The organism is Streptomyces jeddahensis, assembly GCF_001642995.1.
GTDB classification, from domain to species: domain Bacteria; phylum Actinomycetota; class Actinomycetes; order Streptomycetales; family Streptomycetaceae; genus Streptomyces; species Streptomyces jeddahensis.
Window position 1 is genome coordinate 59,702 of sequence record NZ_LOHS01000194.1, and the last position, 17,649, is coordinate 77,350.

13 protein-coding genes, 1 tRNA gene and 2 pseudogenes are annotated in these 17,649 nt (G+C 69.2%); 8 read left to right on the plus strand and 8 right to left on the minus strand.

The annotated features are described in order from the left end of the window. Positions 1-150 precede the first annotated feature (150 nt). From STSP_RS34755 to STSP_RS34765, 3 genes are all read left to right on the plus strand, one after another. Positions 151-1,422, plus strand: a complete 1,272-nt coding sequence (locus STSP_RS34755; protein ID WP_078067747.1) for a sulfite oxidase — start codon at positions 151-153, stop codon at positions 1,420-1,422. A 44-nt stretch (positions 1,423-1,466) separates the two neighbouring features. Continuing rightward, positions 1,467-1,721 carry a DUF5988 family protein gene (locus STSP_RS34760; RefSeq protein ID WP_067285024.1) on the plus strand — a complete coding sequence of 85 codons (255 nt, stop codon included), beginning with the start codon at positions 1,467-1,469 and terminating at the stop codon, positions 1,719-1,721. 119 nt (positions 1,722-1,840) lie between these two features. After that, positions 1,841-3,835, plus strand: a complete 1,995-nt coding sequence (locus tag STSP_RS34765; protein ID WP_078067748.1) for a SpoIIE family protein phosphatase — start codon at positions 1,841-1,843, stop codon at positions 3,833-3,835. Between the two features lie 63 nt (positions 3,836-3,898). Here the strand turns inward: STSP_RS34765 and STSP_RS34770 are convergent, their stop codons facing one another. The 3 genes from STSP_RS34770 to STSP_RS39450 all read right to left on the minus strand — a co-directional run bounded on the left by STSP_RS34770 (position 3,899) and on the right by STSP_RS39450 (position 5,287). After that, the gene (locus tag STSP_RS34770; RefSeq protein ID WP_067285025.1) at positions 3,899-4,432 is read right to left on the minus strand and encodes a phosphoribosyltransferase; all 534 of its coding nucleotides are present in this window, start codon (positions 4,430-4,432) and stop codon (positions 3,899-3,901) included. Between the two features lie 8 nt (positions 4,433-4,440). Further along, the gene (gene dcd, locus STSP_RS34775; RefSeq protein ID WP_067285026.1) at positions 4,441-5,016 is read right to left on the minus strand and encodes a dCTP deaminase; all 576 of its coding nucleotides are present in this window, start codon (positions 5,014-5,016) and stop codon (positions 4,441-4,443) included. A gap of 109 nt (positions 5,017-5,125) precedes the next feature. Next, positions 5,126-5,287: a hypothetical protein gene (locus STSP_RS39450; RefSeq protein ID WP_157902979.1), complete on the minus strand. Its 162-nt coding sequence runs from the start codon at positions 5,285-5,287 to the stop codon at positions 5,126-5,128. Between the two features lie 364 nt (positions 5,288-5,651). On the opposite strand from STSP_RS39450, the gene STSP_RS34780 reads away from it, so the two are divergent. After that, positions 5,652-5,725: transfer RNA gene (locus STSP_RS34780), tRNA-Gly, on the plus strand. A gap of 49 nt (positions 5,726-5,774) precedes the next feature. On the opposite strand, the pseudogene STSP_RS41465 reads toward STSP_RS34780, so the two are convergent. From STSP_RS41465 to STSP_RS34795, 4 genes and pseudogenes are all read right to left on the minus strand, one after another. Continuing rightward, positions 5,775-5,978: pseudogene (locus STSP_RS41465) on the minus strand (tyrosine-type recombinase/integrase); the annotation flags it as partial. A 271-nt stretch (positions 5,979-6,249) separates the two neighbouring features. Further along, a complete protein-coding gene (locus STSP_RS34785; protein WP_232789914.1) occupies positions 6,250-7,536 on the minus strand; it encodes a hypothetical protein in 1,287 nt (428 codons plus the stop codon). A 475-nt stretch (positions 7,537-8,011) separates the two neighbouring features. After that, the gene (locus tag STSP_RS34790; RefSeq protein WP_067285028.1) at positions 8,012-8,410 is read right to left on the minus strand and encodes a PIN domain-containing protein; all 399 of its coding nucleotides are present in this window, start codon (positions 8,408-8,410) and stop codon (positions 8,012-8,014) included. Further along, positions 8,407-8,688 (minus strand): hypothetical protein, encoded by a 282-nt coding sequence (locus tag STSP_RS34795; protein ID WP_067285029.1) that lies wholly within the window; start codon positions 8,686-8,688, stop codon positions 8,407-8,409. The genes STSP_RS34790 and STSP_RS34795 overlap by 4 nt, the downstream gene beginning before the upstream one ends. Before the next feature lie 864 nt (positions 8,689-9,552). Between STSP_RS34795 and STSP_RS34800 the strand changes: the two genes are divergently transcribed. Both STSP_RS34800 and STSP_RS34805 read left to right on the plus strand, forming a co-directional pair. Next, a complete protein-coding gene (locus STSP_RS34800; protein WP_067285030.1) occupies positions 9,553-10,659 on the plus strand; it encodes a ricin-type beta-trefoil lectin domain protein in 1,107 nt (368 codons plus the stop codon). A gap of 302 nt (positions 10,660-10,961) precedes the next feature. Next, positions 10,962-13,604, plus strand: a complete 2,643-nt coding sequence (locus tag STSP_RS34805) for an RICIN domain-containing protein (protein ID WP_067285031.1) — start codon at positions 10,962-10,964, stop codon at positions 13,602-13,604. A 627-nt stretch (positions 13,605-14,231) separates the two neighbouring features. On the opposite strand, the gene STSP_RS34810 is transcribed toward STSP_RS34805, so the two are convergent. Further along, positions 14,232-14,960, minus strand: a complete 729-nt coding sequence (locus STSP_RS34810) for a DUF4232 domain-containing protein (protein WP_067285032.1) — start codon at positions 14,958-14,960, stop codon at positions 14,232-14,234. A gap of 227 nt (positions 14,961-15,187) precedes the next feature. Here STSP_RS34810 and STSP_RS34815 point away from each other — a divergent pair, with 227 nt between their 5' ends. Then, positions 15,188-16,561: a helix-turn-helix domain-containing protein gene (locus STSP_RS34815; protein WP_067285033.1), complete on the plus strand. Its 1,374-nt coding sequence runs from the start codon at positions 15,188-15,190 to the stop codon at positions 16,559-16,561. 450 nt (positions 16,562-17,011) lie between these two features. Beyond that, positions 17,012-17,583: pseudogene (locus tag STSP_RS34820) on the plus strand (transposase); the annotation flags it as partial. Positions 17,584-17,649 lie beyond the last annotated feature (66 nt).

A 17,649-nucleotide genomic window follows, 5' to 3' on the forward strand; every position in this document is an offset into this window, starting at 1 on the left:
TACGGGTACGTGGGAGGTCTCGGTCCGGCGCCTCATGGGCCGCAGTGCACAACCGACGCCACAGGGCTGACCTCACCAGCGTCCCGCCGGACGGGAGGACTCGCAATCGCCGCCCTCGCGCGGCCCGGATCGCGAGCGCACCATGGGTTCATGGGCGGACGCTACGAAGACGCAGACGAGGCCCATGAGGGCCGAGAGACGCAGGCCCAAGAGGCGCAGGAGGGCCCAGAGGCCCAGGAGGCGCCGGAGGCGCACATCACGACGGGGGCGCACATCACGACGGAGGCGCACATCAGCGCCATACGGGCCCTCAGCGCACCCGCGCGCGTCGCCGAGCCCGCCGAGGGGATCAGCCACGAGGAACTCGCGCTCGCGGCCCGCAACCACGGGCTGCCGCTGGAGGCCCTCCGCTACGACCTCACGCCGCCCGGACTGCACTACGTACTCGTCCACTACGACATCCCCGCCGTCGCCGACGACTGGACGCTCACCGTAGGCGGCCGCGTGCGTACCCCGTTGCGCCTGGACATGGCGGCCCTGCGCTCGTTCCCGGCGGTCACCCACCGGGTGACGATGGAGTGCGCGGGCAACGGCCGGGCCCGGCTCACCCCGCGGCCCGTGAGCCAGCCCTGGCTGGTGGAGGCGGTAGGAACCGCCGACTGGACCGGGGTCCCGCTGCGGACGCTGCTCGCCGAGGCCGGGGTCGAGCCCGACGCCGTCGAGGCCGTCTTCACCGGCGCCGACCACGGAGTCGAACGCGGCGTCGAACAGGACTACCAGCGGAGCCTGCCGCTCGCGGACGCCACCGCCGCCGCTCCCGATCCGGAGGTGCTGGTGGCGTACGAGATGAACGGCGCCCCGCTGCCCCCGCAGCACGGACACCCCGTACGGCTGGTGGTCCCCGGCTGGTACGGCATGGCCCATGTGAAGTGGCTGCGCGACATCAGCCTGACCAGCACCCCCTTCACCGGCTTCCAGCAGGCGGTGGCCTACCGCTACCGCCAGTCGGCCGACGATCCCGGCGAACCGGTCACCCGCATCTCCCCGCGGGCGCTGATGATCCCGCCGGGCTTCCCGGACTTCATGTCCCGGACCCGCGTCGTACGCCCCGGACCGGTCCGCCTGGAGGGCCGGGCGTGGTCGGGCCACGCCCCGGTCACGATGGTCGAGGTGAGCACGGACGACGGGGAATCCTGGCAGGAGGCGGAGCTCAACGGGACGGAAGACCCCGCCGCATACGCATGGGCCTGGCGAAGCTGGCGCACGACATGGACGGCGGCACCCGGCACCCACGCGCTCATCGCCCGCGCCACCGACGCCGCGGGCCACTCCCAGCCCCTCACCGAGCCTTGGAACCGCGGCGGCTTCGGCAACAACGCCGTCCAGCGCGTCACGGTGTTCTGCCTGCCGCAGGGCGACTGAACCGTCGACGTGCGCTGTCCCCGAGGGACGGCAAAACTGGGGTCATGGCCACCAAGGCAGGCGCACCAGGCGACAGCAACGCAGCCAAGGCTGACAAGGCAGCCCTCGAGGGCGGCCCGGACGATCTGCGCGAGCGCATCGTGCCCCTCTCCGCTCCGGAGCCCGCCGAGAAGCAGGACCTGAAGATCCCGCACCGCGGCGGCTACGAGCACTACCGCGCCACCCGCCGCCAGAAGGAGACACCGGAGGGGAAGGTGCCGGTCTACGAGTGGTGGGAGCGGACGGAGATCGCCGAGTAGCGCCATGCGGTTGCGCAGCGTGCGGCAGCTCCCCGGATAGGAACCCGGCTCCCCACATAAGAACCGATCTGGGCGGGTATGACCGGTTTGTGGGCTCGCTAAGGGGTAGCTCGGTGGCCATGGCGTGCGCCGTGGTGGCGCCGCTGCTCGTTTGCCTGGCGCTGGTGCCGGTCCGGACCAGGTTCCCCAGCACCGATGCGGCCCTCGTCCTGGTGGCGGTAGTGGTGGCTGTGGCCGCCCAGGGGTACCGCCTCGCCGGCGTGATCGCGGCGGTGTCGGCCACCCTCTGCTTCGACTTCTTTCTGGTCCGCCCATGGCAAAGCCTCTCGCTGGCAAGCGCTGAGGAAGCCTGGACGGTTCTCCTGCTGCTGGTCATCGGGGTCGCCGTCTCGGAGCTGGCCATTCGCGGCCGCAGCCAACGGGAGCGGGCGCTGGTGGCTCATGGCCGCCTCAGGCTGCTGCACGACGCCAGCACGGCCGTCGGCACCACCCTCGACGCGGAGCGGACCGCCCAGGAGCTGGTGCAGATAGCCGTGCCCCGGTTCGCGGATTTCGCCACGGTCGACCTGGCGGCGTCCGTGCTGCTCGGCGAGGAGCCTGAGGACGACCCCAAGGAAATGCGCCGGGTGGCCATGGCAGGCATCCGGGACAACCATCCGCTCCACCCGGTGGGCGCGCTGACCGGACGCACCTCCTCCACTCCGCCGGCCCGCGGCTTCCGCAGTGGGCACGCGCGGATCGAGCCCGATGTGCGCGCCTCCACCGCATGGCGGTCTCTGGTCCTCGATGACCCAGGGAGAGTGCTGGACGACGGCATCCGCTCGCTGATCATCGCGCCGCTGGGGGCACGGGGCGTGCCACTGGGGGTGGTCAGCTTCTGGCGTTCACAAGAAGCCGAACCCTTCACGCACGCCGATCTGTCCGATGCCGAGGAACTGGCCGCCAAGGCTGCCATGGCCATCGACAACGCGCGTCGCTACACCCGTGAGCGGGCTACCGCGCTGGCTCTGCAGCGCAGTCTGCTGCCGCAACGGCTGCCCGGGCAGACGGCAGCGGATGTGGCCTTCCGGTATCTGCCGGCGGGCTCGCAGGCCGGGGTGGGCGGCGACTGGTTCGACGTGATCCCGCTCTCCGGCAGCCGCATCGCCCTCGTCGTCGGCGATGTCGTCGGCCACGGCATCAACGCCTCCGCCACCATGGGACGGCTGCGCACCGCCGTACGTACCCTGGCCGACGTCGATCTGCCGCCCGACGAACTCATCACCCACCTCGACGACCATGTCATCCATCTCACCGATGACGAGGCCGGCATCGCCGAAGGTGATGCGGCGGCGGCCGGCGATGTGGGAGCGACCTGCCTGTACGCGGTCTACGACCCGGTCTCCCGGCGCTGTGCGCTGGCCTCGGCCGGTCATCCGCTGCCCGTCCTCCTCAACCCCGACGGGATGGTGGAACCTGTCTCCGGGTTCGTGGGCCCGCCACTCGGTCTGGGCGGCCTGCCCTTCGAGACCACTGAGCTGGACTTGCCGGCGGGCAGCGTGCTCGCCCTCTACACCGACGGCTTGATCGAGTCCCGTGAGCACGATTTCGACGCCGGCCTGGCCGAGTTGTGTCATGCACTGGCGTTGCCCGCGGCGTCGCTGGACGCCGTCTGTGACACCGTCATCCAGTCGCTGGTGACCGATCGCCCCGCGGACGACGTGGCCCTGTTGCTCGCTCGCACCCGTGCGCTCACCCCGGACCGGGTCGCCACCTGGGACATCCCCGCCGACCCGGCCCTGGTCGTGCGCGCACGGAAGCTGGCCCTCGAACAGCTTGACGCGTGGGGGCTGTGGGAAGCGGCGTTCACCACCGAGCTGCTGGTCAGCGAGCTGGTCACCAACGCCATCCGCTACGGCGAAACCCCGATCGAGCTGAGACTGATCCGCGACCGAAAGCTGATCTGCGAGGTCTCCGACGCCAGCAACACCGCTCCCCACCTGCGCCGCGCCCGGATCTACGACGAGGGCGGCCGGGGACTGCTGCTGGTCGCCCAGCTCAGCCAGAAGTGGGGAACCCGCCATGCCGCCACGGGAAAGACCATCTGGTGTGAGCAGAACCTGCCGGCCGCCTGACGGACGGCCCGCGCGTCCGCACTGGTTCCGGTGCGGACACGCGGGAGACCCTCGTTGATCAGGTCAGAGCGCTTCCTTCGACGGAGTGATGCGCTCGCCGGACTTGCGTACCGGAGGCAGCACACTCCACGGGAAGTTGATCCAGTCGTCGGTGCGCTTCCACACGTACTCGCACTTCACGAGCGACTGCGACTTCTCGTAGATCACGGCGGACCGCACCTCGGCCACGGTGTCGAGGCAGAAGTCGTGCACGAGCTTCAGCGTCTTGCCGGTGTCGGCGACGTCGTCGGCGATCAGCACCTTCTTGTCGGTGAAGTCGATCGCGTTGGGCACCGGCGCGAGCATGACCGGCATCTCGAGGGTGGTCCCGACGCCGGTGTAGAACTCGATGTTGACCAGGTGGATGTTCTTGCAGTCGAGCGCGTACGCGAGCCCGCCCGCCACGAAGACGCCGCCGCGCGCGATGGACAGCACGATGTCCGGTTCGTACCCGTCGTCGGCGATCGTCTGCGCCAGCTCACGGACGGCGACGCCGAAGTCCTCGTACGTGAGGTTCTCGCGCTGCACGGAACTGCTGCTTATCGAACTGCTGCTCATCGAATTGCTCACACCTGGGTCCGGTGGAAATTGACGAACGAGCGCGAGGCGGTGGGCCCGCGCTGCCCCTGGTAGCGGGAGCCGTAGCGCTCGGAGCCGTACGGGAACTCGGCGGGCGAGGTGAGCCGGAACATGCACAGCTGGCCGATCTTCATGCCCGGCCAGAGCTTGATCGGCAGCGTGGCGAGGTTCGACAGCTCGAGCGTCACGTGGCCGGAGAAGCCGGGGTCGATGAAACCGGCGGTGGAGTGCGTCACCAGCCCGAGCCGCCCGAGCGAGCTCTTGCCCTCCAGCCTGGAGGCGAGATCGTCGGGCAGCGTGATCACCTCGTACGTCGACGCGAGCACGAACTCGCCGGGGTGGAGGATGAACGGCTCGTCGCCGTCCGGCTCCACGAGGCGGGTCAGATCGGCCTGCTCGACGGAGGGGTCGATGTGGGGGTAGCGGTGGTTCTCGAACACCCGGAAGAAGCGGTCGAGACGCACGTCGATGCTGGAGGGCTGCACCATCGACTCGTCGTACGGGTCGATGCGCACACGCCCCGCGTCGATCTCGGCCCGGATGTCCTTGTCTGAGAGAAGCACGTCCTGAGGATACGCAGAGCGCGCGGGCCCGCCGAAATGCGGTCTCTGCGACACCGCGGCAGGCCCACGCGCCCCGGACGTACGCACGCACGTGCGTGCGCGCGTGCCGCTACCGCTTCTCGAGCTCCACCGGGACGGCGTTCCTCAGCCGGGAACACCGCGGGCACCGGATGAGCCGGCCGGGGCCGAGCCGGTCGGCCTGCTGCATCGGGAACGAAGAGGTGCTGAACACGTGCCCCTCGGCACAACGGACGACGGTGCGCTCCACCAAGATCTGGAGTCCTTCCCACGAGCCGCTGACTGACGACGGGCGTCACATTACGGGATGAACAGGACGGCTCCTTCAGCGGCACTCCGGCCACACCCGAGCCCTCTCGAACCCGCGACCCGGACGCCACCGTACGCCCCAACTCGCGCCATCCGCAGCCAAGTCCGAGTCAAGTCCGCATGGCGCGCGAGCCGCACCCGATCCGTGGTCGGTCGCCTGCGGACCGCGCCAGGCCGCCGTCCGAATCACCCACCCCCGGAACGCGAGCAGGCCCCCGGCGTCTCAGCATCGGGAGCCCTTCATGGGGTACAGTGTGCGACGGTAACGACACCGATCCGGTCGCCGTTTTTCAGGGTCGCTGTCTTACGCGGGTGTAGTTTAATGGTAGAACATCAGCTTCCCAAGCTGAGAGCGCGAGTTCGATTCTCGTCACCCGCTCCAGTGGTAAGGCCCAGGTCAGAGACCTGGGCCTTGTTGTTGTGTGCGGTGATCACTCGCCGCGTGCCAGATTCGTGCCAGAAGACTTCTCGGCCGCCTTCTGCGCTGCCTCAGCCCGAGCCTTCCGAACGGTGGCGTCGAGATCGGCGGCGACCTCTTCCTGTCACTCGTCGGCCGAGTGCCGGTAGATCAGCGCGCCCTTCTCCGAGGACTGCCCGGCGCGGACCATCGTGTCCTTGAGGGCGGCACCGGTCTCCCCCACGGGGATCAGCCCGTCCGGCCCCGGCTCGGCGTACTTGTCCAGTCCAATATGGGGGGCGGCTTGCCCTCTGTGTGCCTGGAGCAGCGCGCTGGTGGGCGCGCAGGATGGTGGAGTCAGCCGGCGCCGTCGAGTCGACGGCGCCGGCCACACCCGCGTTCGAAGGTGCCGTCGGCCTACCAACCGAGGGGACCAGGTAGACCGGTAGCTGATGAGGACGTATCCCCCGGACTATGACTCGCCGACCAAGTTCACCTGACGCCAGGCCCTAGGCGGACGCCGGCACGAAGACCGTCTGCGAGGTGGCCGACTGGAAGTTGGCGTCAGCGTCGAACACAGCCCGGTAGTAGCCGGCACCGCTCTGGTTGAGGTCCGCGGCGAAATCGTTGCCGCTGCCGCCCCAGGAAGCCTCGACCGTGGTGAGCGTCGACCAGTTCACGCCGTCGGGCGAGTACTGGATATGGACGTAGATCCAGGCAGGCGTCCACCCGTCGGGGAAGTCGATGAGCCCCTCGGCGTGTACCTGTTCCGTGTCGGAGCGGGTGGCCGTGAAGGCCGTGAACTTCGAAGCCCGGTGCACGTGGACGACGTCGCTCGTACCGATGCCGGCCTGGAGGAACGGGTCGTCCGAGGTGTCCAGGGCAAGCTGGAAGTAACCGCCCTGCCACGGCGTGTAGTCCATGGTGAATGTGCCGTCGTCAGCGGTGGTGAAGCGGCCCACGAGATCAGTCTGCGCATCATCGGGGCCGAACAGGACGCCTCCGGAGCGCCCGGCCAGCGGCACCCAGCCGTCCGCCGTCTTCTGTTCCACCTTGACGCTCAGCGTGACCGGTTGACCGAAGTCGACGTCGGTCGCACTCACCGTAGACGTGAAACGGGTGGGAACCTGATCGACACCGATCTGGACCGTCTCCGACTCCCCGTACAGCACTGCCGGCGTGCCACCGTCCATCCTGAACACGGCCTGGATGGGCGCGGCGGCGTCGAGCCGCACCGAGGCGGTGAAGTGACCCTGGGCGTCGGTGGTCACAGTGGTCTGCGTCCAGTAGTCGACATCGATGTCGACGCGGCGTGCCGCGAGAGGCTTCACCTGACGGGTCGGCCACCGCCCGTACAGCGTCCCCTCGACCTGAACGTCCCGGTGGTCCCGGTCGATGGACGTGCGGTCGACGGTGAGCGCGCCGAACTGCGCCACGACGTAGTAGGCGAAGTCCCCTGCGGACTGACGCAGCACGTGGCCGCCATCGGCGTCCTTCACGTCCACGTCGATGCGGTACTGGCCGAACTCCGGCAGCTTCAACGGTTCCTTAGTACGCCAGATGCCGTCCTGACGAGTGCCGGAGAAGAGCCGGAAGTCCTCGGTCCCTACCTTGGCGACCTCGGTCTGCGAGGTGTACGAGACCAGGTGCGCCGTGATGCTTCTGATGTCGGCCCCGGACCGGGCATTGATCTGCAGGATCCCGAGGTCGTCCGACACGCTCCCCGCATAGGTGACCTCCGGCTGGTCCGCGGCCTGCGCGGCTGTCACACCTCCCATGCCGAACGCGGCGGCCACGACGGCCACGGTGACCCATCTGAATATTCTCCGCAACAACACTCTCGATCCCCACCCCTGACTCTTTCGAGACGGCGGGGACCTCTACGGAACGCCCGCCCGGCCGCCCATCTTTATATCCGCCACTCAGCACGAACGCAGCGCGATTAGAAGCGTGCGCGGAACTTCGAGGAACCCAAGTGCGCCTGAACAATGACGACTTGTCCCTCCTCGTCGTCGGGCCGGTCCGGACACGGATGTCCGTCCGCGGGCTGTCCCCAGCAGACAAGCTGCTGGCAGCCGCCGATGTCGGGGTGCGCTCCTGTGAGGCAGCCCATGCGCAGTTGCACCGTTGACAGGGCACCCCCTCCCGAAGTTCCGTGCCATTCAGACCACCCGAGCGCTCTCGCTTCCCAAGCTGAGAGCGCGAGTTCGATTCTCATCACCCGCTCCATGGAGAAGGCCAGCGAGCGTCGTCTCTGCAAGGCGCCTCGGCTCAGACCTTCTCCGCACTCACGCGTGGATGCTCGACAGTGAGCAGCCCGATGTCTTCTACGTCGGAAGTCAGGATCGTCACCCGGCCGGGATGCTGCAGGGCGGTCGCGCACAGCATGGCGTCGATGGCGTACTTGTGGCCGTGCAGCCCCGCTGCGCGCAGCAGTGCGGCAGCGGACTGCGCGACGGCCTGGGTCACCGGCTCGACTCTCAGGCGGGACAGAGTCCACTTCAGTGCGGCGTCGTTGATCTTCGGGTGGATCACCTCGACCAGCACGGCGGCTGAGGTGATGACCGGCAGATCCGCGTCGCGAGCCGCCGTCAGCCACTCGTGGATTTCCCGATCACGCTGTACGGCCTTCGCCAAGCCCTCGCTGTCCAGGACCATGGCACCGCTCACGCGACCGCTCCAGCATTTGAAGCGCCACCGGTCAGCCGGGCACGCTTGGCCGCCACGGCCTCCGGGTCGGCCGGGCCGTGCACCTTGTCGAAGTCCGCGATCAGCTCGTCCAGGTTGTCCCGCTCGATCTGCCGCTGGGCAGCCTTCTCCAGGAAGGCCGAGACGCCCCGCTTGCCGACCCGCTCACGGATCGCCTGCAGAGTCCCGGCAGTCAGGGTGACGGAGATACCGCTGGTGGGGCCGTCGCCGGGCAGGAAGTCCACGTCGTCATCAGTCACGCTTCAAGTATGCCATTCAAAATGGCATAGCGCGTGCCGAGTACACGGGATTCCGAGCGGATGACGGAGGCATCCAGGGCGGCGGTTGGCGGGCCTATGCATATGCAACGCCGCTTCAACAGCCGATCTCCGCACGGGGGCGGCCCGTGCGGAGTTGCCAGTGGCGCCGGCCTGCCCTCTCTGGGTTTATGTCTAGACCAATTACACCGCCGGGTCGCCAGGCTGCGGCTTGGGGACGCCCACAGCCGTAACAGCTGTACTGGGGGTCCACGCCCAGTCGGCGAGCAGGCCCGGGAGCCGGTCCTACTCGCCGGATGACATGTCAGCGGACCACGGACAGCTGCGGCCGGCTGTGCGCACCGCCGTGCCGTTGCCCCTCTCCCCCCTGCGCGGTGACAACGCGCCCGAAGATCAGGTCGTTGAGGCCGGCGGGCCGGATCGGTGGATCGAGCACCAGCAGCCAGACATGGGATGTTCACAGGCCGATGCCGGAGAGGGAGAGAGCAGCGAACAGACCATAGGAGCAGCCGCGACGAGACGAAACGATTCGCCCTTGTGCCACCGATCCGCGATTTCTGGCATTCATGGGATGTCCCAGACGGGGATCTGCGTGGTATCTGTACGAGTGCGCTTGTGGGGCCGGTTCGGGTCGACCGCTCGGTACAGGGGGGACAGGGCAGACGGGACGCCGGACAGGCTCGGTGTTGTCAACGCTCACAGCGCAAGAGGCTCCCCACCCACGCCGTTCTGCCAGTACGTCAGGCGGCCGCCGACGCCGACGGGACGGCACGACGGCCGAGCTGCTGACACGAACGGCGATCAGCCCCGTGGATTCAGCACTTACTCGCAGAAGAGGACGCCTGCATGAGAAAGTCTTGGTTACTACCCCTGGTCACGCTTGTCACTGCCGCGCTCGGGGTGACGGCGGCAGGTGTGGCCCCTGCCTCCGCCGCCTCCAACACACCTTTGCGGGTCATGCCGTTGGGCGACTCGATAACCTGGGGCGTGGGAAGCAGTACGGGCAACGGCTACCGGGGTCCGTTGTGGAACGAGCTTGCGGCGGACGGCCATCCGCTGGACTTCGTCGGCACGCTGCGGGGCGGTTCGATGTCCGACCCCGACAACGAAGGCCACTCCGGATACCGCATCGACCAGATCGCCGCACTCGCCGACGCTTCGCTGACCCGCTACCGGCCCAACGTCGTGACCCTGCACATCGGTACCAACGACCTCAACGGGAGCTACCAGCCCTCCACCGCCGCCGACCGGCTGAGGTCGCTGGTCAACCAGATCACCGCCGACGTCCCCGACGCAACCGTCCTCGTCGCCTCCCTGGTCGTGTCCACCAGCGGCTCGGAGGAGCAGTACCGTGCCGCGTACAACCAGGCCACCCGGCAAATCGTCAGCGACGCACAGGCCGCGGGCAAGCACGTCGCATTCGTCGACATGAGCAGTCTGACCACGGCCGACCTGGCCGACGCCCTGCATCCCAACGACTCGGGCTACCAGAAGATGGCAGACGCCTTCCACCGTGGTGTCCAGTCCGCGGACAGCGCCGGATGGCTGAAGAACCCCGCCCCCGCCCCCTCCCGCGTGCAGTCCGGCATCGCCGGCAAGTGCATGGACGTCAACGGCGCCAACACCGCTGACGGGACCGCCGTCCAGACGTGGAGCTGCGGCGACAGTGCCAACCAGTACTGGTCCGCCTACACCGACGGCACCCTGCGCTCCATGGGCAAGTGCCTCGACGCCGCCGGCTACGGCACCGCCAACGGCACCAAGGTGCAGCTCTGGTCCTGCCACGGCGGCTCCAACCAGGTCTGGCAGCCGTACAACGGCGGCTACCGCAACCCCGCCTCCGGCCGCTGCCTCGATGTTCCGGGCTCCTCCACGGCCGACGGCACACAGCTCGTGCTGTGGGACTGCAACGGCGGCTCCAACCAGAAGTGGACCACTCTGACCGCCGGATGACCCCCGCTCCCGGGACCTGAGCCCTTTCCGGACCCCGGTCCCGGAAGAACATCGGTGGCGGGCACCGCCGGGTGCGGCGCCCGCCATGGCCGTCTGTGTCCTTCCGGGAGAGGCCGTCGACACGGGCACCAGCGTCGCCCGGATGCTGATCAACACCTACCGCACCACGAGGTGACCTGAAAAAAGTTGCGGGCGAAAGGCAACCCTTTGCGGAGTCTGTGACCACAAGGGGTCGGATCCGGCCATTGCGGTGCCTGGATCCGCCTTCCTCTGGTGAACGGCTTGCAAGGAGAACACCCCCCATGAACAACCCCACGAACGGCGGGCGCCGCGGGCGTCACCGCCGTCGCTGGACCGCCACCGCTCTGCTGCTCGGCGTACCCCTCGCCGTCGTGCCGTATCTCCTGTTCGCGCAGGAGGACTCGCAGGCCGCGACGGTTGACGGCAGTGCCTACTACCGGCTGGTCTCCGTGCGCAGCGGCAAGGTGATGGAGGTCAACAGCTTCTCCACCGCCGACGGCACACGTATCCAGCAGTGGACCGACCAGAACACCGCCAACCAGCAGTGGAGGTTGAGGCCCACCGGGGACGGCTACTACGAGCTGGTGAACCGCAACAGCGGCAAAGTGCTGGGCATAGCAGGCAATTCGACCGCACAGGCGGCCGCCGCCGAGCAGCAGACCGACAGCTCCTCCACCTCACAGGAGTGGAAGATCAAGGAGTTGAGCGGTTCCGGCGCCGTCACCTTCACCTCCCGCAGGAGCGGTCAGGTCCTGGACGTATCCAGGGGCTCCACAGCCGACGGCGCGGCAGTCGTCCAGTATCCGAGCAGGGGCAGCACCAACCAGCAGTGGAAGCTGGTGAAAACGCCCGCGTCGCAGGCCGGCGGGGCGCAGACCACGGCCGCGGCCGGACCGTATGTGTGGAAGAACGCCCAGGTGGTGGGCGGCGGTTACGTCACCGGCCTGGTGTTCAACCCGCGCGAAAAGGGCCTGCTGTACGCGCGCACCGACATGGGCGGCGCCTACCGCTGGGACACCGCGGCCGAGCAGTGGATCCCGCTGACCGACTGGGTCGGCGAGAAGGACTGGAACCTGCTGGGCATCGACTCGCTGGCCACCGACCCCGTCGACCCCAAGCGGCTCTACCTCGGGGCGGGCACCTACACCAACGAGTGGGCGGGCAACGGCGCCATCCTGCGCTCCACCGACCGGGGCCGCACCTTCAAGCGCACCAATCTGCCCTTCAAGCTGGGCGGCAACGAGGACGGCCGCGGGGCGGGCGAACGGCTCGTGATCGACCCGGCCCACCACGGCACCCTGCTGCTGGGCACCCGCAAGAACGGCCTGTGGCGCAGCACCGACTACGGCGTGACATGGAGGCAGGTCTCCTCGTTCCCCGTCAAGGACGGGGCGAGCAGCGGCGGGGGCATCTCCTTCGTGACGTACGGCCCAGCCGGCAGCAAGACGGTCTACGTCGGCGTCGCCGACAGGTCCACCTCCCTCTACCGCTCCACCGACGGCGGCAGCACCTGGCAGGCCGTCTCCGGGCAGCCCACCGGCCAGATGCCGCAGCACGGCGTGCTCTCCGGTGACGGCTCGCTGTACCTGACGTACACCAACGCCCTCGGACCCAACGGCGTGACGGGGGGATCGGTGTGGAAGTACACGCCGGCCCGCGGGGCGTGGAAGGACGTCTCCCCGTCCAAGGGCAGTTACGGGTTCTCCGGTCTGGCCGTCGACCCGCGCAAGCCCTCCACGGTGATGGTCACCACCCTCGACCGCTGGTGGCCCGAGGACGAGATCTACCGGACCACCGACGGCGGCACGACCTGGAAGGCACTGGCCGACAAGTCGGTGCGGGACGCCTCTGCCGCTCCTTACGTCGGTACCGGCATCGGGCACTGGATGACCGCCCTGGCCATCGACCCCTTCAACTCCGGGCACGTGCTGTACGGCACCGGCAACGGCATCTGGCGCAGCAAGGACGTCACCGCCACCGACAGCGGCGGCACCAGTCACTGGAGCGTGGGGGCCCGAGGGCTGGAGGAGACCGCGCTGGCGGACGCCATCGCCCCTCCCGGCGGCGCCACCGTCATCACCTCCATGGGCGACCAAGGCGGTTTCCGCCATGGCTCCCTGACCAAGGTCCCCGCCGGGCGGCTGAAGAACCCGATGATGACCAACAGCACCGACATCGATTTCGCCCAGTCCAACCCCGCGGTGATGGTCCGCGTCGGCCGTGGCGGCGCGCAGGACGGCGCCTACTCCACCGACGGCGGCCGCAACTGGACCGGCTTCAAGGCAGAGCCGGTGGGCAGCGCCGAAAGCGGCCATGTCGCGCTCGCGGCGGACGGCTCCACCATCGTCTGGACCGAGGCCGGTCAGGCCCCGTACCGCTCGACCGACAAGGGGGCGAGCTGGTCGAGGGTCAGCGGCCTGGGCACCGGCGCCGTGGTCGTCGCCGACCGCTCCTCGGCCAAGACCTTCTACTCACTGTCCGGCGGCACGCTCTACGCCAGCACCGACGGCGGCGCGACGTTCACCGCCCGCGCCGGCAACCTGCCCTCCGGCCGACTCACGGCCGTCCCGGGCATCGCCGGGGACCTGTGGATCGCCGGCGGTGACAAGGGGCTGCTGCACTCCACCGACGGCGGCCGGACCTTCACCACGCTCAGGTCGGTGCAGTCCGCCTCCGCCCTCGGCTTCGGCAAGGCCAAGCCGGGCACCAGCTACCAGGCCCTGTACCTGATCGGCACCGTCAAGGACGTCACCGGAGTCTTCCGCTCCACCGACAAGGGCGCCACCTGGCTCCGCATCAACGACGACGCCCACCAGTGGGGCGCCATCGGCAGCCTCGGCATCATCACCGGCGACCCCGACACCTACGGCCGCGTCTACGTCGGCACCAACGGACGCGGCCTCCAGTACGGCGACCCGTCCTGACCCCAACGCCCGAGCGGGGCCGCAGGCACAACGGCCTGCGGCCCCGCCATGGCCGAGTACCCGCTTCAATCTGCGCGCGCTCCCGTCGCCGGGCTGTCCGGGCGATGTGCAAGGCGGACCCGTATCGCCGAGGCGAGGAGGAGCAGCAGAACCAGGACGACCGAGTCACCGCAGTTCGCCAGGCGACTCGTCGCCCCCACGGATGAGGGATCTCGGCCGGCCAACCCTCCGAGATCCTTCTCGGCCCTTCACGCACTGAGTCCACTCGCGGCCGACGGCGGAGCACGAACTCCGTGAGACGGCATCCATGTGCACTCGCGACGGCGCCATTCAGCTGGCACGGAGGCCAAGCCTCCAGCGCATGGAAGCGGCACCACAGATACGTTCCTCGCGCGTTCTGCGGTCCGGTGCCCTAGCGTGCCCGTAAGGGCGGTCAACCACGGTCAACAAGGGTTCGATCCGAACAGAACAGCCACTTCGACACCTGACATCTCCGCAGGTCAGAGCAGTAGAGGCCACTCAAGCGCCGTCGCTTCCCAAGCTGAGAGCGCGAGGTCGATTCTCGTCACCCGCTCCACGACCAAGGCCCGGGTCATCCGACCCGGGCCTTCTCGTTGTCCGCTGTGATCAGTAGTCCAGGGCGTCGGCCATGGTCGACTGCCAGTACGAGACGCGGATCGAGTCGTCGACGTACACGCCCTTCGCGGGGAGTGACGGGTGGGCGGCGGCGCTCGCGCTCTTGTCGAAGTAGACCGCGAGGGACTTGGCCGTGTAGCCGCCCGAGCCACTGCCGTCGGCGGCCGAGAGAAGGACGCTCGCATAGCCCGACTCGCCAGGGGCCAGCGTGACCACCGCCTGCGGCTTGGAGTCCTCGAAGGCCGGCGGGACGGACTGGGCCTCGCCGAATCGGACCGCCGGATAGCCGGTGAGGTTGCAGTTCTTCGAGCCGGTGTTGGTGACGGTGAGGAGAAGGTGGTTCAGGGGGCGGGAGACCTCCGTGGCGGTCGTCCGGGTGGAGGCGGGGGAGCAGGGGGTCCTTGTGGGCTCCGAGTCCTTGGAGCCCGTGGAACCCGACGAGTCCGAGGAGCCTGTTGTGCCGCTCGAACCGGCCGTGCCGCCGGTCGAGCCTTCGGAGGTCGAGCCCGCCGAGTCGGTCTGACCCGTCCCCGTGGAGGTCCCCCCGCTCGCCTTGGGCGAGGGCGTGGTGGAGGCCGTGGGCGCCGACGTGGACGTCGATCCTGCAGATGCCCCCTCGTCCTGGACGCCCTCTCCACTGTTGCATGCCGTCACCATCAGCGTGGCGGCCGTGAGCGCGGCGGCGACGAGCATGCGGGTGCGGTGGGTGCGTGTGGACATGTGATCCCCCTTGTGCGGACGGGTGTTGGCATGGGCCGCTCGACGGGGTGCCGGAAACGGCGTGCCGGGAGCGGCGTGCTTGGATGGCCCAAGCTTGTGCGGTGGTCCGTCCCGGCCGCCACGGCTGCCGGGGTATCCGGGACGCTGGAACGCTTGCGATGGCTCTGACCTGGGGGAATGACCTCCCCCTGGAATGGGGGTCCGGGACGTGGGGAGAGGGAGGAACGGTGGCGGGGGACGAGTTCTCGGAGCTGTTGGGCCGGTTGAAGGAGCGGTCCGGGCTCAGTTACGGGGTGCTCGGGAAGCGGCTGCACACGAGTGCGTCCACGCTTCACCGGTACGTCAACGGGGACGCCGTACCGACGGACTACGCGCCCGTGGAACGGTTCGCGCGGGTGTGCAAGGCGACGCCCGAGGAACTGGTGGAACTGCATCGGCGGTGGGTGCTCGCGGATGACCGGCGGAGGCAGAAGGCGGGCGGGGCCCCTGCGGAGGAGGAACCGCGGGCGCGGACAGCGGCGGAGGCCGGGGCCGGGGCGGACGAGACCGGGCCTGGGGCAGCGAAGGCCGGGGCCGAGACGTCGGGGACCGAAGCAGCAGCGGCCGAGGCCCGTCCCGAGGGTGAGCGGCGGCCCTTGGCGGAGGCTCCCGTGGCGCGGCGGCGTACCGTCGTTCCCGCCGGGGCCGCCGGGGCCGCCGTGGCCGCCTTGGCCGCCGTCCTCGTGTCGGCCGCGCTCGTGGTGAATGGTGTGCCCGGCGAGGGGGATGACGACCGGGGCGGGACGCAGTCCATGGGGGCTGGCTCCCAGTCCGCCGGCTCCGTCGATTCCGTCGACGAAAACCCCGGCGCCTCCGAGCCGGCCGGCGCGAAGGGCAGATCGGCCTCGCCATCCACCTCACGCAGCGGCACTCCCACGGCTCCCGCCTCCGCCTCCGGGAGCAGTGGGGCCGGGGCGGCGGCCCGGGGCGGCGGTTCCGAGAGCGGGGCCACCGCACCCACCGTCGCCGTCAATCCGTACAAGTGGGAAGACCCGTGCAGCCAGCACTACCTGGTCGACCGGCAGCCCGAGCAGGTGCCTCCGCCGCCGGGTGAGCCGGACGCGCGCGGGTGGGTCACCGCGCTCGGCGGGGTCGCCGCCGGGGAGCAGATGCTCGCGCTGACCGTGCAGGGCACCGGGAAGGCCACCGTCGTCCTGGAGGAACTGCACGTGCGGGTGGTGGAGAAGAGCGCGCCGCTCGCCTGGAACGACTTCGCGATGGGCGTCGGGTGCGGTGGCGGCGTGGAGACGACGGCATTCGGGGTGGACCTCGATGCCGGGCGGCCCGCGCTCTCCCCCAAGGCCGGTCAGCGCGACTTCCCGTACAAGGTGAGTGAGTCCGATCCCGAGGTCTTCTACATCTTCGCGGACGCGCGGGCGCACAACGTGAGCTGGTACCTGGAGCTGGACTGGTCCAGCGGTGACCAGCGGGGCACCATACGCGTCGACGACAACGGCAAGCCCTTCCGGACGAGCGGGAACGTGGGACGGCCCGCGTACAACTATCCGCTCGGTTCCTCCGAGTGGGGGCGGGATGAGTCGAACCCCGGCATTCCCGGCTGAGCGCCCGTGCGCACTTCGCCGGACAACCTGTGCACGCGCGAAGGCTCCCCGGAGTCGGACATCCGACCAGCCTAGCCAAGCGCGGAGCCCGCTCGTGCACGCCCGCCGACCACTGTTCCTCGAATCCGTGCCCACAGCGTGCCCGTAAGAACGGTCAACCACGGACAACAGTGGTGCGACCTGGCCCGCGCAACAGCGCCAGCACACCATGTCCACGCAGGTCAGCAGCCATGTGACCGCGCAAGCGCCGTCGCTTTCCAAGCTGAGAGCGCGAGTTCGATTCTCGTCACCCGCTCCAGTGGTAAGGCCCAGGTCAGAGACCTGGACCTTGTTGTTGTGTGCGGTGATCACTCGCCGCGTGCCAGATTCGTGCCAGAAGGCTTGTCGGCCTTCTTCTTGGCGGCCTCCGGCCCGGGCCTTCCGGACGGTGGCGTCAAGGCCCGCGCACGGGTCGCATCCACCGCCCTGGAAGCGGCCAAGGCCCAGCACACCGCACTGCCCGGCCAGGACATCGCTGCACAGATCGTCGCCGACCTCGCTACGCAGATCCTGGCCCTGGACGACCGTCTCAAGCGCATCGACGGCCAGATCCGCCAGACCTTCCGCGCCCACCCGCAGGCGGAGATCATCGAGTCCCTGCCCGGGATGGGCCCTATCCTCGGAGCCGAGTTCGTCGTTGCCGCGGGTGACCTGGCCTCCTACACGGATGCCGGCCACCTGGCCTCGGCGGCCTGGTGCCCGTTCCACGCGATTCCGGACGCCGCACCGGCAACCTGCACCGGCCCAAACGCTACAACCGCCGCCTGCGCCGGGTGTTCTACCTCTCCGCGCACACCAGCATCATCCGCGAAGGCCCCAACCGCGATTACTACCTCAAAAAGCGCGGCGAGGGCTGCAAGCACGTCCAGGCTGTCATCGCCCTCGCCCGCCGCCGCGTCGACGTCCTCTGGGCCCTGCTACGTGACGACCGCCCCTTCACCACCAGTCCACCAGCAAGGACACGCACCGCTACAGCAGCTTGACTCGGTCATTAAGACTCCACCGACCGCAGTTCGTCGTCTGCCGCTGGGCCCTGCCGAGCCCGAGGG